The 15,895-nt window shown below is 71.7% G+C and carries 5 protein-coding genes; all 5 read right to left on the bottom strand.

Going from position 1 to position 15,895, the window contains the following annotated elements:
- Positions 1 to 15: 15 nt before the first annotated feature.
- The 5 genes from gspG to J2Y70_RS09975 all read right to left on the bottom strand — a co-directional run bounded on the left by gspG (position 16) and on the right by J2Y70_RS09975 (position 14,672).
- The gene (gene gspG / locus J2Y70_RS09995; protein WP_263397204.1) at positions 16 to 450 is read right to left on the bottom strand and encodes a type II secretion system major pseudopilin GspG; all 435 of its coding nucleotides are present in this window, start codon (positions 448 to 450) and stop codon (positions 16 to 18) included.
- Positions 451 to 952: 502 nt separating this feature from the next.
- Positions 953 to 2,167 carry a type II secretion system F family protein gene (locus J2Y70_RS09990; RefSeq protein ID WP_309916688.1) on the bottom strand — a complete coding sequence of 405 codons (1,215 nt, stop codon included), beginning with the start codon at positions 2,165 to 2,167 and terminating at the stop codon, positions 953 to 955.
- A 112-nt stretch (positions 2,168 to 2,279) separates the two neighbouring features.
- A complete protein-coding gene (gene gspE, locus J2Y70_RS09985) occupies positions 2,280 to 4,010 on the bottom strand; it encodes a type II secretion system ATPase GspE (RefSeq protein ID WP_309916685.1) in 1,731 nt (576 codons plus the stop codon).
- A gap of 390 nt (positions 4,011 to 4,400) precedes the next feature.
- Complete coding sequence (locus J2Y70_RS09980; protein ID WP_309916682.1) at positions 4,401 to 6,293, bottom strand: S8 family peptidase; 1,893 nt, start codon at positions 6,291 to 6,293, stop codon at positions 4,401 to 4,403.
- A gap of 159 nt (positions 6,294 to 6,452) precedes the next feature.
- Positions 6,453 to 14,672, bottom strand: a complete 8,220-nt coding sequence (locus tag J2Y70_RS09975) for an ESPR-type extended signal peptide-containing protein (protein ID WP_309916679.1) — start codon at positions 14,670 to 14,672, stop codon at positions 6,453 to 6,455.
- Positions 14,673 to 15,895: the final 1,223 nt, after the last annotated feature.

Below are 15,895 nucleotides of genomic sequence, written 5' to 3'. Positions count from 1 at the left end.
ATCACGGCGCCGGGGTCACTCGTACTTGATGTCGGCGTCGTAGCTGCTGCCGCCGGGCTGGCCGTCCTTGCCCAGGCTGATCAGGTCGAACGGCTTGCCGTCGCCGGGCGCCTTGTACTCGATCGGATGGCCCCACGGATCGTTCAGTTCGCTGGCCTTGGCGTACGGACCGAGCCAGCCGCTGACGCCGCCCGGCGCGGCGACCAGGTCGTCGAGCTTGGACGGCAGCTTGCCGGTGTCGAGTTGGTAGTTGTCGATCTTGCCGGCCATGGTCTGGATCTGCGACTTGGCCAGGTTGGCTTTGCCGCGATCGGCGCCGCCGAGCACGCGGCTGCCGACCAGGGTCAGCACCGCGCCGATCAGCACGATGACGATGATGATTTCCAGCAGGCTCATGCCCGACTGGCGTGCGGCGGAGGGGGAACGGGTCAGGGAGCGGATAGTTCGCATTGCATCGGATCCTTGCGGTGAAAAAGCTTATGTAGCCGAACGCGGCGACGCTGGCGGTCGTGGCATGCGGGTCGTGCAGCTGCGCTTCATGCGCGGAAATCTCGGCGTGACACGCGCCATGGTGCGCGGCGGCGATGCCACTGTCATGTCAGTGGCCTTGGCTGCGCAGCGGGGGCTGCGAACCGACGTGCTGCCGGGCCGGGCGTTCGGCGCCCCATGCGCCATGGCGCGGCGCGCGAATGCTGCAGGCATTGCCGCTGCCGTCCATGGCGCGACACCGCCGCACCCGGACAGTCCTGCCCGGCCATCCATGGCCGGGCGTTCGGCCATGCGCGAACCGGTGGTTCGCAAGTGCATGGCCTCCTTCGATTCGGTAACCCGCTGCGCCACAGTTTCACGCCGCCATCCATGGCGCAGCACCACGTGCGCCGGAACCGCCGGCCCGACCCTCCGTGGCCGGGCGTTCGGCGCCCCATGCGCCATGGCGCATAAGCGGGGCGCCTCACCCAATCGCATTGGTGAGGTCGTACAGGGGGACGAGGACGGAGATGATCACCAGCCCGACCACCGAGGCCAGGACCAGGGTGATCAGCGGCACCAGCGCGGCGAGCAGGCGGTCGATCGCCTGCGCGGTTTCCTGCTCGAAGGTGTCGGCGGTCTTCAGCAGCATCGTGTCCAGTGCGCCGGATTCCTCGCCGACCTGGATCATCTGCAGCGCCAGCCGCGGGAAGCGCTTGCCCTTGGACAGCGAGGCCGACAGGCCGTGGCCGTTCTTGACGTCGTCGGCGGCGGCGCCGACGTCGGCGGTCAGCGCCAGGTTCGACAGCACGTTGCGCGAGATGCCCAGCGCCGCCAGCAGCGGCACGCCGTTGCGCAGCAGCGTGCCCAGGGTGCGGGTCAGCCGCGCGGTTTCCAGCCGCGCGATCAGCACGCCGATGAAGCGCTGCTTGAGCAGCCAGGCGTCGAACCCGGCGCGGAACGCCGGGTCGCGGCGCTTGCGGTCCACCGCCAGCAGCGCCAGCCCGGGCACCACCAGCAACACGATCCACCAGTCGCGCACGAACAGGCCCACGCTCAGCACCGCCTGGGTGAACCACGGCAGCTGCACGTCCAGGCTCTCGTACATCTGCGCGAACTGCGGCACCACGTAGCCGAGCAGGAACAGCAACGCGCACCCGACCACGCTGACCAGGATCGCCGGATAGATCAACGCATTGATCACCCGGCCCTTCAGTTCGCGGCTGCGCTCCAGGTATTCGGCTAGGCGCTGCAGCGTGTCGTGCAGGCTGCCGCCGGCCTCGCCGGCGCGGACCATGTTGATGTACAGGCGCGAGAACAGGCCGTGCTGGCGCTCCAGCGCGACCGACAGCGGCGCGCCGCCGCGCACCGCGTCGCGGATGTCGCCGACGGTGCGTTTGGAGCGCTCGTCCTCGGGCAGTTCGAGCAGGATCGACAGCGCGCGGTCCAGGGGTTGGCCGGCGCCGAGCAGGGTCGCCAATTGCTGGGTGAACTGCACCAGCGCCGCGCCGTCGAACGGCTTGGGCCGGAACAGGCCGCGCAGCGAGGTGCCGCCGCCCTGCGCGGCGAGCTTTGCCTCCATCGGCATATGCCCCTGCTCCTGCAGGCGCAGCGCCACCTCGGCGTCGCTGGTGGCCTCCATCTGGCCTTCCAGGATCTCACCGTGCGGGTCGAGCGCTTTGTAGCGGTACAGGGGCATCAGGGGCGGGACTCGGGACTCGGGACTCGGGACTCGGAAAGCGCGGCGTGCCTGCTCCGCGCATGCCGGCGCGAGCGCGGCACGACTGTGCCGACGCGGCGTGCCGCGCGCATCAGGTTTCCTCCGTGACGCGCAGCACTTCCTCGATCGTGGTCTGGCCGCTGAGCGCCTTGCCGATGCCGTCCTCGTACATCGTGCGCATGCCGGCTTCGCGCGCCAGCTGCTCGATTTCGCCCATGCCGGCATGACGCATCACCGCGCGCCGCAGCGCGTCGTTCATCACCAGGAATTCCATGATCGTGGTGCGGCCCAGGTAGCCGGTCGGTGCGATCGCCGAAGGCCGCGGGCGGAACAGGAAAATCTCGCCCTCCGGCTGCAGCCGGCGCAGTTCAAACTTCTCGATCTCCTCTGGCGAGGCCGCATAGCGCTCGGCATGGGTCGGCTCCAGCCGCCGCACCAGGCGCTGCGCCAGGATGCCGTTGATGGTGGAGGTCAGCAGGTAGTCCTCCACGCCCATGTCGAGCAGGCGGGTGATGCCGCCGGCAGCGTTGTTGGTGTGCAGCGTGGACAGCACTAGGTGGCCGGTCAGCGCCGACTGGATCGCGATGCGCGCGGTTTCCAGGTCGCGCATTTCGCCGATCATGATGATGTCCGGATCCTGGCGCACGATGCTGCGCAGCGCATGCGCGAAATCCAGTCCGATCTGCGGCTTGGCCTGGATCTGGTTGATGCCTTCGATCTGGTATTCGACCGGGTCCTCGACGGTGATGATCTTGACGTCGGAGGTGTTGAGCTGGCTCAGCGCGGTGTACAGCGTGGTGGTCTTGCCCGAACCGGTGGGGCCGGTGACCAGCAGGATGCCGTGCGGCTGCTCCAGCACCTTGCGGAACTGCGGCAGGAACGCGTCGGTGAAGCCGAGCCGGTGGAAGTCGAACACCACTGTCTCGCGGTCGAGCAGGCGCATCACCACGCTCTCGCCGTGCGCGGTGGGCATGGTGCTCACGCGCAGATCCAGCTCCTTGCCCTGCACGCGCAGCATGATGCGCCCGTCCTGCGGCAGGCGGCGTTCGGCGATGTTGAGCTTGGCCATGATCTTGACCCGGCTGATCACCGCCGCGGTCAGGTTGGCCGGTGGGCTTTCGCCGTCGATCAGCACGCCGTCGACCCGGTAGCGCACCTTCAGCCGGTTCTCGAACGGTTCGATGTGGATGTCCGAGGCGCGCAGTTCCACCGCGCGCTGGATCACCAGGTTCACCAGCCGGATCACCGGCGCTTCGGAAGCCAGGTCGCGCAGGTGCTCGATGTCGTCGGTGGCGGTGCTGTCGCCGTCGGCGGTTTCCACGATCGCGCCCATCGCGCTGCGGCCCTGGCCGAACCAGCGCTCGATCAGGTCGTCGATCTCCGAGCGCAGGCCGACCCGCGGCAGCACCACGAACCCGGTGGCCAGGCGCACCGCGTCGGCGGCGTAGGTCTCGTGCGGATCGGACATCCACAGTTCCAGCGCGCCGTCGCGCTCGCCCAGCGGGCACACGTGGAACTGCTTGAGGAAGCGCACCGACAGCGGCTGCGCCTCGGGCAGATTCTCCGGCGCGGTGGCCGGCAATTGCTTGGCGTCGAGCAGCGGCAGGCCCAGCACTTCGGCGCTGACCTCGGCGTGGTCGCGTTCGGAGACCAGCCCCAGGCGCGCCAGCAGCGACAGCAGGCCGCCGCCGGATTCGCGCTGCAGCTGGCGCGCGCGCAGCAGGTCGCCTTCCTTGAGCCGGCCCTTGGCCAGCAACGCATCGACGATGCGCGCTTCGGGCGTATCGGCAGCGGCAACAGTGTCCTTGACGAGCGCGTTCACACAATCCCTCCAGAGCGTGCGGCGACTTTAGCAGTTCGGCGCGACCTGCCGCCCGCCCGCGCGGCGTCGGCCGGTGCGACTGTCTACGAGGCCGCAGCAGCGCCGCATGCGGTCATCGGCATGACATGGGCGACGCGCATCGTGGCCGGCTGCCGCGGTCGCGGCGGCGCCGGTCGTCGCCGCGGTGCGGGGTGGCAGGACGAGCACGCGGCGCCCGCGTTGCCGAAGCCGGATCACGCGTGCGTACGTGCACCGCCGCGCCGCGCCGGCCAGCCGCCAGCGACATCCGCCGCTTGACCACGCGTTTTCGCCGTCCTGACGCAGGAAACCCGGCCGAAGCCGGGTTTCCTGGTTCCTCCGGCGCCGTTTCCGGCGCCGTGCGTCGCACCCTTACTGGCGGGCGACCAGGCTGACGCCGCTGTAGCTCGACGTGCCGACCAGCTTGATGTAGTAGGTGCCGGCCTTCGGCGCAGTGAAGCGCACCGTCTCGTTGTTGCCGGGACGGGCCGACTTGGCGTCGTAGCTGCTGCTGGTGGGCTCCTTGTCGAAGCTCACGTACAGCGACACGTTGCCGCTGCCGCCGTAGGTGAGGAAGCTCAGCACCGCGCCGGCCTCGGCGTCGAAGCTGTACAGCACCTCGTTGCCCGCCGCGCCGGTCAAGCCGGACACCGCGACCTTGTTGGTCAACGCCGTCGCCGGCGGCGCGCATTCCTCGGTTTCCGGATCGCACGGCACTTCCAGCGCCTTGTCCAGCGCGGCCTTGGCGTCGACGATGCCGGTGCCGATCGGAGTGCTGGTCGGGATCGACACCGGGAACGGGCGCGCGGTCTGCTTCAGCAGGGTCTCCATCGCGGCCGGGGTCAGCGGCGCGTTGCCGGCGGCGATCACCGCGCTCTGCACCAGGGCCGCCACCGCCGCCACGTGCGGCGAGGCCATCGAGGTGCCACCCATGCCCATATAGGTGTAGGCGCCGGAGGTCGGCGTGGTCGCGCCGTTGTAGCCGTTCTGCCAGACGAAGCCGCCCGGGTTGCCGTCGACGCTGCCGCCGCCGCCCGGACCGGACAGATCCACCGCCGTGCCGTAGTTGGAGTAGTAGGCGATGCCGCCGGTGATGCGCGTGGCGCCGACCGCGATCACGTTGGCGCAGCTGGCCGGACGGAAGTTGGAGGCATTGCCGGCGCTGTTGCCGGCCGCCACCACCACCGTGGTGCCGCGCGCCACCGCGCCGTTGATCGCATCTTGGTACAGCGCGTCGCAGGTGCCGCTGCCGCCCAGGCTCATGTTGATGATCTCGGCCGGATTGGCGTTGGCCGGGATGCCGGTGACGGTGCCGCCGGACGCCCAGGTGATCGCGTCGGCGATGTCGGACAGATAGCCGCCGCACTTGCCGAGCACGCGCACCGGCAGCACCGTGGCTTCCGGCGCGACGCCGGCCATGCCGACGCCATTGTTGGTGGCCTCGGCGACCGTGCCGGCGACATGGCTGCCGTGCCAGGAGCTGTCCTCGGCCAGCGAACCGGCGTAGCACTCGTTGTCGTTCTCGACCCAGTCGCCGTAGTCCAGCGCGCCGGGCACGCGTGCGTCGGTCGGACGCCGCGAGGTCTCCGCATCGGAGATGAAGTCGTAGCCCTGCAGCAGGTTCACCGCCACGTCCGGATGGTTCGGCAGGATGCCGGTATCCAGCACCGCGACGACCACGCCGTCGCCCTTGGACACGTCCCACGCGGCCGGCGAATTGATGCCGCCGGTGGGATTGCTCAGGTGCCACTGGTACTGCGCGTAGAGCGGATCGTTGGGCACCAGCTGCGGCTGTTCCAGCTTCGCCCTGGGCAGTTCGACGGCCTGCTGCTTGACGTCTACTAGCGCGTACTTGACCGCCGGATCGGCGGCGATTTCCGCGACCACCTTGTCCACGTCGGCCTTGCTCAGCTTGCCCGACAGGCGGATCAGGTCGGCGCCCACGCCCAGGGTGCGCACGTATTCGGCGCGCACGCTGGCGGCCGCGGCGCGGGAGATGCCGTTGCCACCGCCGAGGCTGGCGCGGGTCACCGCCGATTGCACCGCCGACAGCTTGGCGCTGCGGTCGCTGGACGCGGCGCTGCCGGCGTTGTAGCGCACCACGATGCGGCTGGAAGTCTGCGCGTCGGCCGGAGCGGACTTGCTCGGCTCCTTGACCGGCAGCTGCGACGCGGCGCCAGCCGCGAACGCGCTGGAGGCCCCCATCGACATCATCAGCATGGCGGCGGCGATGGCATTGATACGAAGATTTTGCTTGTCGATCACGTTGACGTCCTCTTCAAAGTTTCATGGATCAGGCGACAGTTGCGGCCGTAAAAAACTCCTTTTTCCCGAATCCGTTGGCCGGCCCAGCCAAGGTCCTTTGGTCTGCCCCCTCAGGCCATGTCTTGGCGGACGGCGGCAGCTGCCGCCGTCCGCGATGGCTCACCAGCCGAAGCCGGCGCCGATGCCGACCGAGCTGTCGTCGCCGCTGAACGCGCCGCCGATGGTCACCGTGGCGCGATCGCTGAAGGCGCGCTGGTAGCCCACCGACAGCGCCGATTCGCCGTTCTGGAAACCGACGCCGGCGCCGACCCGGTTCTGGGTGCGGATGCCCGCGGCGCTGGTGGCCATGTTGAGCATCGCCGCGCTCATCGCGCCCTGCCGGTCGATGCGGCGATCCTGGTCGCGCAACCGCGCATCGACGTCGCCGCGCAGCACGTCGAAGCTGTCGGCCATCGTGTTGAAGCGTGTGTCGGTATACGACTTGGCGGTGGCCACACCGCTGTCCAGCTGGCTCTTGTTGACCGCATCGGTGGCCTGGGTGCCGGCGGCGACGTTGGCGACCTGGCGCTCGTTGCCGGCGCTGCCCACCGACACCGTGTTGGCGCGGTCGGCGACCGAGCCCTGGCCCAGCGCGACCGCCCCCTGCGCCGTGGCGCTGGCGCCCTGGCCCAGCGCGGTGCCCGAGGCCGCGGTGACGCTGGCGCCCTCGCCCATCGCCACGGCATTGGTCGCCACCGCGGCGATGTGGCTGTTGGCGCCCACCGCGGTGCTGCCGTCGGCGTTGACCTTGGCGTTGCTGCCGATCGCGGTGTCGTTGGGACCATGCGCATAGGCGCTGCCGCCGATCGCGGTGCCGGTGACGTCGTTGGCGCGCGCCGCCGTGCCGACCGCGGTGGCGCCGTTGCCGGCATCGGCCACGGTCGCTTCGCCGACCTGCGCGGTGGACGCGGCGCCGGATACCGCCGCCGGCTCGGACACCGACTGCGCGGTGGCCTGCGCCGACTCCGGTTCGGCGACCGCCGCCACGCTGGCGACCCGCGCATTGCGCGACACGCTGGCGGTGCCGGCGCCGCGCGCATCGAGCTCGCTGACCTTGCCGTCCAGCGCCGCCAGCGCGTCGCCGACGTTGCTGTAGCTGGCGCCCTGGATCACGTAGGTCGGCGCCACGAACAGGCCCTGCGCGCCGAGGCCGGCACCGCCGCCCAGGAACGTGGCCATGTTGCTCAGCGACTGGTACAGCTGGCTGCCGTTGATCGCCTCGGTGCTGCCCGCGGCCACGCTGCCCGCGGTCAGGTTGACGATGCGCCGGGTGGCCGGGCCGCCGCGGCCGTTGCCGCTGCCCAGCGACACCGTGTCGGCCTCGTAGACGCGCGAGCCGGCGCCAAGCGCGACTGCATTGTCGGCCGACACGCCGGCGTTGGCGCCGATCGCCACGCCGTTGCTGCCGCTGTTGCGCACGAAGCTGTTGTAGCCCAGGGCCACGCCGTTCTCGCCGATCGCATTGGTCTGCAGGCCGACCGCGGTGCTGCGCGCACCGCTCGCCGAACTGCCGGCACCCGCTGCGGTGGTACCGGCGCCGCTGGCGACGCTGCCCACGCCCAACGCACTGCTGCGCAGGCCGCTGGCGATGGCCCCGGCACCGGCTGCGGTGCTGTTCACGCCGCTGGCGCTGGCCACGCCGCTGCCCGAGCTCTGGAAGCTGGCGCTGGTCTCGCCGGCGGCCGCGGCCACCGCGTCGAGCTGGGTCTTGTTGACCGCATCGGTGGCGTTGATCGCCGCGCCGACGTTGGTGATGCGGCGCGTGGCCGGACCGCTGACGCCGTTGCCGCCGCCCACCGACACCACGTTGGCCTCGCTGGCGCGCGCACCGGCGCCCAGCGCGACGCTGTTGGCGCCGTTGGCCCAGGCGCTGGTGCCCAGCGCCGTGGCGTTGATGCCGCTGTAGGCGTAGGCGTCCTGGCCGATCGCAGTGCCGCCCTGCACAGTGGCCCAGGCGAACTGGCCCACCGCGGTGGTCTGCGCCGCCGTGGCCCAGGCCGAGGCGCCGAGCGCGGTGGCATCCTCGCCGGTGGCGCGCGCGCTGTGGCCCAGCGCCGAGGCGTAGGCACCGGACGCGGTGCTGCCCCAGCCCAGCGCCGAGGCGTTGCTGCCCGACGCTTCGGCGCCATAGCCGAACGCGCTGGTGCGGGTGCCGCTGGCGCTGCTGAACGCGCCGACCGCGGTGCTGTAGTCGGTCGCCGCCTCGCTCTTGTAGCCGGTGGCGGTGGACTGCAGGCCGGCGGCCGTGGCCCCGGCGCCGCTGGCGCTGCTGAACGCGGCGGTGGCCTGCGCGCCCGCGCCGAGCGCGGTGGCGCCGACTTCGCTGGCGGTGGTGGTGCCGTCGAGCAGCACGTTGCCGGCGTCGTCGGTGTAGTACAGCGAACCGCCGATGGCGGTGCTGGACTCGCCGGTGGCGGTGGCGTTGTAGCCGGAGGCGGTGGCGTACTGCGCACCGGCCAGCGCGCCGCTGCCGTACGCCGAGGCGCCGGTGCCGTAGGCGTTGGCCGCTTCGCCGGCGGCGGTGGCGTAGGTGCCCTCGACATAGCTGCCGACGTCGTCGGCCGGGTCGTCGCCGCCGCTGGCCTTGAACTGCTTGCCGGTCGCATCGGCGGACTGCTTGACCTCGTCCAGCTGCGCGACGTTGACCGCGTCGGTGTCCTCGGTGCCCGCGGCCACGTTGGTGATCTGCCGCTCGCTGCCGGCGCTGCCGACCGACACGGTGTTGTCGCGCTCGGCCTCGGACAGTGCGCCCAGGGCCACGCTGTTGCTGCCGGAGGCGTAGGCGCCGTAGCCGAAGGCGCTGGAATCCTCCGCGCTGGCGTAGCTCAGGCTGCCGATGGCGGTGCTGAAGTCGGCGGTGGCGCCGGCGCCGGCGCCGAACGCGGCGGAATTGGCGCCCGAGGCTTCGGCCGGAATCAGCCCGAAGAACGAGGTGCCGCCGACGGCGACGCTTTCCTCGCCGGAGGCCACACTGGACTCGCCCAGCGCCACGCTGCCGGTGCCCGAAGCGGCCGCGCCGACACCGACCGCGGTGCCGTAGTCGCCGCTGGCAAGCGCGCCGTAGCCCAGCGCCGAGGACAGGTAGCCGGTGGCCTCGCTGTAGCCGCCGAGCGCGGTGGCGCCGATGTTGGAAGCGCTGCTGCGGAAGCCGGTCGCGGTGGCTTGGTTGTCCGAGGCCACGGCTTCGCTGCCGCTGGCGGTGGAGTAGGTGCCGCTGGCCTGCGCACCGGCACCGCTCGCGGTGGCGCCGATCTCGCTGGCCAACGCGCCGTTGCCGATGGCGATGCTGTCCTGGCCCAACGCCTGGCTGTCGCTGCCGAGCGCGACCGCATCGCTGCCGCTGGACACCGCATTGAAGCCGATCGCGGTGGCACCGGCGGCCAGCGCATTGGCGCCGCCGCCCAAGGCAGTGCTGCCGTCGCCGATCGCATTGGCCGCCTCGCCGGCGGCCAGCGCGTTGTCGCCTTCCACCAGCGCACCGGCATCGCTGTCGTCGCTGCCGCTGGCCTGGAAGTACTTGCTGGTGGTTTCCGCCGCCTGCTTGACCGCGTCCAGCTGCGCGACGTTGACCGCATCGGTGGCCTCGGTGCCGGCGGCGACGTTGGTGAGCTGGCGCTCGTTGCCGGCGCTGCCCACCGACACGCTGTAGGCGCGATCGGCCACGGAGCCTGCGCCCAGCGCCACGGCGTTGGACGCGGTCGCCTCGCTGCCGGCGCCGATCGCCACCGCGCTTTCCGCATCGGCCAGGGTGTTGGTGCCCAGGGCGATCGTGTTGACCTGGTTGCCCAGCGCCTGGAAGCCCATCGCCACGCTGTAGTTGCCGTAGCCGAACGCGCCGCGACCCACCGCGGTGGCGCTGAGGCCCGGCGCCCAGCTGTTGAAGCCGATCGAGGTGGCGCCGTTGCCGCTGGCCCACGCGCCGGTGCCGAATGCCGAGGCATTGGTGCCGGTCGCCCAGGCCGAGGCGCCGAACGCCGAGGCGCCGTCCGCGGTGGCCCAGGCATAGGCGCCGCTGGCGGTGGCGTCGTCGCCGCTGGCCCAGGCGTTGTCGCCCTGCGCCAGGCTGTAGTCGCCGGTCGCGCGCGCCTTGAAACCGCCGGCGGTGCTGTGGTCGCCGGTGGCCTGCGCGCCGTAGCCGGTGGCGGTAGCCTGCGCGCCGGTGGCCTGCGCCCCGGCGCCGAGCGCGGTGGCGTTCTCGCCGGCGTTGGCGCCGATCATCTGCGCATTGCCGTCGGCATCGGTGATCGGCTGGTTGTACTGGTCGAACGCCTGGCCCTGGCCGCCGATGGCGGTGCTGCCGGCGCCGCCGGCGGCGCTGCCGTTGCCGAGCGCGAGCGCATCGTCGCCGATCGCCGCGGCGCCGCTGCCGTAGGCGGCCGCACCGCTGCCGTAGGCATTGGCCGCATCGCCCGCCGCGACCGCGCCCTCGCCGTCGGCATAGGCGCCGACCGTGCCGGTGCCGTCGGTGGTGAAGAACTTGGCGGTGGTCTCGGCGGTCGTGCGCACCGCATCCAGCTGCGCCACGTTGACCGCATCCGTGGCCTGGCTGCCGGCGGCGACGTTGACGATCTGCCGCTCGCTGCCGGCATCGCCGACCGAGACCGTGTTGGCGCGGCGCGCGACCGAGTTGGAACCCAGCGCCACGCTGTCGGCGGCGAGCGCGGTGCTGTAGTAGCCGAGCGCGGTGCTGTTGGCGCCGCTGGCCCAGGACTCGGCACCGAGCGCGCTGGCGAAGGCGCCCGGCGCATAGGCGAAGTAGCCCAGCGCCGTGCTTTCCAGGCCGGAGGCCTCGCTGAGGCTGCCGTTGGCGACGCTGAAGTCGCCCGAGGCGATCGCGCCGGCGCCGAACGCCGCCGCGCTCTGCCCGCTGGCCTGGGTCTGCACGAACAGGCCCAGGCCCGGGATCAGGTCGGCCGGGCCGCCCACGGCGACGCTGCTGGTGCCGGTCGCCGCGCTCTGCGTGCCGACCGCGGTGGCGTAGTCGCCGGTGGCATTGGCCACCGCGCCGAACGCCGACGCCTGCGCGCCGCCGGCATAGGCGCCCACGCCCACCGCCGAGGCGGCGAAGCCGCCGGCATCGGCGCTGGCACCCAGCGCGGTGCCGCCGACGCCGGCGCTGGTCGCGCCGGTGTCCACGGCCACGCCGCCGTTGGTGATCAGCGGATCGCCGTTCTCGTCCACCGCCACCCCGCCCACGGCCACGGCCGCCGGGCCGGTGGCCTGCGCATTGGTGCCGAACGCGGCGCTGTTCTGCCCTGCCGCCACGGCACCGCTGCCCACCGCGGTGGCGCCGCTGCTCACCGCAGCGGCACCGCCGCCGAGCGCGGTGCTGCCGTTGCCGATGGCATTGGCCGCCTCGCCCGCGGCCAGCGCATCGTCGCCTTCGACATAGGCGCCGGCGTCGCTGTTGCCGGCGCTGGCCTGCAGGTACTTGCCCGCCTCCTGCAGCTGCGCGACGTTGACCGCATCCGTGGCTTCCGTGCCGGCGGCGACGCTGGTGATCTGCCGGGTCAGGCCGTTGCCGACGTCGCCGACCGACACGCTGTTGTCGCGGTCCGCGTAGGAATACGCGCCGAGCGCGACCGCACTGGACGCGGAGCGGTTCTGCGCGTCTTCGAGCCAACTGCTGACCCGCGCGCCGTAGCCGATCGCGGTCGCGTCGGTGCCGTTGGCCGCGCTGTTGGCGCCGATCGCGGTGCTGCTGTCGTGGAACATCGAGGACACCGAGCCGGTGCCGAGGGCGACGCTGTTGGCGGTCCACGCGGTGGACTCGTGACCGATCGCCACCCCGCCCTCGCCCGCGGACAGCGCATAGCCGCCCAGCGAAACGGTGTGCGGCGCGAACGAACCGGCGCTGTGGCCGATCGCCACCGAGTCGACGGCATCATTATCCAGGCTCGGGAACACGTTGGCGTTGTAGCCCAGCGCGATGGCGTAGTTGCCCTGGCTCTGCGCGCCCGCGCCCAGGGCGACGCCGCCGACGCCGGTCGCGGCGGCGATGCCGACGCTGTTGCCGGCGCTTTCGGCGGCCGTGCTGACGCCGCCGATGGCGACGCTGTCGGTGCCGCTGGCCAGCGCATTCATGCCCATCGCCACGGTGCTGGTCGCGGTCGCGCGCGCGCCGATGCCGGTCGCGGTGGCGTAGTCGCCCGCGGCGCGCGAGCCGTAGCCCACCGCCGTGCCCAGCGCACCGGACACTTCGGACAGGCCGCCGACCGCGGTGGCGCCGTCCTGGAAGGTCTGCGCGTGGTAGCCCAGCGCGGTGCTCTGCACGCCGCTGGCGGAGCTGCCGGTGCCGACCGCGGTGCTCAGCGCGTCCAGCGCCTGCGCGCCGCCGCCGACCGCCGTGGCCGCGGTGCCCAGCGCCTGGGTGGTCTGCTCGCGGCTGCCGACGATGAAGCCGTCCTCGTCGTATTCGTAGACCGTGGCGACGCCGCCGATCGCGGTCGCCGACTCGCCGTCGGCGGTGGCGTTGGCGCCGAGCGCGCTGGCGTTCTGGCCGTTGGCCACCGCGCCGCTGCCGACCGCCGAGGCGGCGATGCCGCCGGCGAAACTGCTGGAACCGAGCGCGGTGGCGTAGTCGCCGTCGGCCGATGCGTTGGAACCGGAGGCGGTGGCCTCCTCGCCCTGCGCCAGCGCGCTGCCCTCGCCGTTGGCCGAGAACAGGCGCGCGGTGGTGTCGGCGACGTCGGCGACCGCAGCGAGCTGGTCCAGGTTCACCGCATCGGTGCCCTCGGTACCGGCGGCGACATTGGCGATCTGGCGTTCGTTGCCGGCACTGCCGACCGAGACCGTGTCGGCGCGATCGGCGGTGGAACCCTGGCCGAGCGCGACGCTGCCGGCGGCCCCTGCCTTGGCGCCGTAGCCCAGCGCGGTGGAGTCCTCGGCCTGCGCCCAGGAAGCGCCACCGAGCGCGGTGCTGGAGTCGCCATCGGCCGAGCTCAGCCAGCCGACCGAGGTGGAGAACGCGCCATTGGCCCAGGCGCCGGCGCCGAACGCCGAGCCGCCTTCGCCCTGCGCCTCGGTGGTGAAAAAGCCGAGCACGCTGCCGCCGACCGCGGTGCTGGATTCGCCGCTGGCCAGGCTCGATTCGCCGACCGCCACGGCGCTGCCGCCGCTGGCATTGGCGCCGTAGCCGAAGGCGGAGCCGAAATCGCCGCCGGCCTGGCTGAAGCCGCCAGTGGCGGTGGTGGCCAGGCCGCTGGCCTCGGCGGAGAAGCCGGTGGCCGTGCTCTGCACGCCGTCGGCGCGCGCGGCGGTGCCCAACGCGGTGGAGAACGCGCCATTGCCCTGTGCGCCGGCGCCGAACGCGCTGGCGCCCTGCGCGGTGGCGCTGGTGGTGCCTTCCAGCACCACCTCGCCGTCTTCGTCGACGATCGACAGCGCACCGCCGACCGCGGTCGCCGAAGCGCCCACGGCGGTGGCGTTGCTGCCGACCGCGGTGGCGTTGCCGCCCTGGGTGGTGGCGCCGCTGCCGAGCGCGCTGCTGCCGTTGCCGATCGCGTTGGCGCCTTCGCCGGCGGCCAGTGCGTTGTCGCCTTCGACATAGGCGCCGGCGTCGCTGTCGGCGCTGCCGCTGGACTGGAAATACTTGGCGGTGGTGTCGGCGGTCTGCTTGACCGCATCCAGCTGCGCCACGTTGACCGCATCGGTGGCGTCGGTGCCGGCGGCGACGTTGGTGATCTGGCGCTCGTTGCCGGCGCTGCCGACCGAGACGCTGTTGTCGCGATCGGCGAGCGCGTCGGCGCCCAGCGCCACGCTGTTCTCGCCCTGCGCCACGGCGGCGTTGCCCAGCGCGGTGCTGTTGCGGCCGGTCGCGGTGGCGAAACCGCCGATGGCGGTGGCGTAGTCGGCGTCGGCGCTGGCGGCCAGGCCGACCGCCGCGGTGGCGACGCCGTTGGCGATGCTCTCGGCGCCGAGCGCGGTCGCGCCGGTACCGCTGGCGGTGCTGTAGTAGCCGAGGGCGGTGGATTCCAGGCCGGTCGCTTCGCTGAGCGTGCCGCTGGCCACGCTGCCGTCGCCGCTGGCGTTGCTGGCCGCGCCGGTCGCGGTGCTCTGTTCGCCGCTGGCGTTGCTTTCGGCGCCGACCGCGGTGGCGTAGTCGCCGCTGGCGCTGGCGCCGTCGCCGATCTGCAGCGCCTGCGCTTGCGCGGCCGAGGGCAGGACCGCGGTGCCGGCGCCCAGCGCCATGGCGATCGCGGCCGACAGGGCCAGGCCCTGCGCGCGTCCTGCCCTGCCTTCGCGGACCAGCTGTCCGCGGGAATCGCCGCTGGCCAGTTCCGAGGCCACGGTCCACATCCCCAACGCCTTGTTCCAGACCTTGCGATAAATCCGATTCATCGACTGCTGCTCCTCAAATAGGCTGGTTTTTGGTCAAAAAGCCACCCTCGCCCGGCATTCCAGCCGGCCGACCCCCTGTCGGTATTTGGCGCCGCATGTCTCCCTGGTACCCCAGGGCGCGAAAGGCTTGCGCCTGTCGCAACTCGTTTTCGTTGATGAACTGAGATGAAATGCGGAACTGTCTGGAGTGTTAACCCCGTATCTTGAGTACGTCAAGTTTTTGACTTGAAACCACATAACACGGGATGGAAGTCCCACATTTGCGACTTAATTGTTAATTTTTAGATAAAATTCAATCAAAACAAGACATTCCGCCAAATTCTCGGCACAACACTTGCCGTCCGTTGACACGCAGCGGTCATGCGAGCCGCTGCTGCGCCAAGGGTTTGACGTGGATCGACGTGCCGGCGAGCCCGCGGCCAGACGAGGGTGCTGCCGATGCCGAAAGCCGCTTGCGTGCGGCCGTGCACAAGCGCAACTGCGCAGATCGCGGTCGTTGGACGGCGGCGGCGGGCGCTGGCGCCCCTCTCCCACCGGGAGAGGGGTTGGGGTGAGGGTCCGGCGCGAAGCGGCTCGCTGAGTTGGGTGCGCGAGGCTACGCCCGCACCCTCATCCGCCCCTGCGGGGCACCTTCTCCCGAGGGGAGAAGGGAACAGCCGCGCCTGCCTTTCCCGACGGAGAAGGGAACAGCCGTCAGCCCCTCTCCCACCGGGAGAGGGGTTGGGGTGAGGGTCTGGCGCGAAGCGGCTCGCTGAGTTGGGTGCGCGAGGCTTCGCCCGGACCCTCATCCGCCCCTGCGGGGCACCTTCTCCCGAGGGGAGAAGGGAACAGCCGCGCCTGCTTTCCCGATGGGAGAAGGGAGCAGCCGTCAGCCCCTCTCCCATCGGGAGAGGGTTGGGGTGAGGGTCCGGGCGCGAAGCGGCTCGCTGAGTTGGGTGCGCGAGGCTTCGCCCGTACCCTCATCCGCCCCTGCGGGGCACCTTCTCCCGAGGGGAGAAGGGAACAGCCGCGCCTGCCTTCCCGATGGGAGAAGGGAACAGCCGTTAGCCCCTCTCCCATCGGGAGAGGGGTTGGGGTGAGGGTACGGGCGCGAAGCGGCTCGTGGAGGTGAGTGCACCGACGCCGATGCCGCTACGTTTTCCGGGTCGGTTCGTCGCGACTGAAGTCGCTCCCACAAGGGAAAATCGCTCCCACAGGGCTGGAATCAGCCGCCGGCCGACACG

It is taken from the genome of Xanthomonas sp. 1678, assembly GCF_031455575.1.
Lineage (GTDB): Bacteria > Pseudomonadota > Gammaproteobacteria > Xanthomonadales > Xanthomonadaceae > Xanthomonas_A.
This window is presented reverse-complemented; position numbering and strand designations above follow the sequence as displayed.

Coding starts and splice junctions, on each gene's coding strand:
- J2Y70_RS09975 (WP_309916679.1), bottom strand. CDS start 14,672: ATGAATCGGATTTATCGCAAGGTCTGGAACAAGGCGTTGGGGATGTGG.
- gspG (WP_263397204.1), bottom strand. CDS start 450: ATGCGAACTATCCGCTCCCTGACCCGTTCCCCCTCCGCCGCACGCCAG.
- J2Y70_RS09990 (WP_309916688.1), bottom strand. CDS start 2,167: ATGCCCCTGTACCGCTACAAAGCGCTCGACCCGCACGGTGAGATCCTG.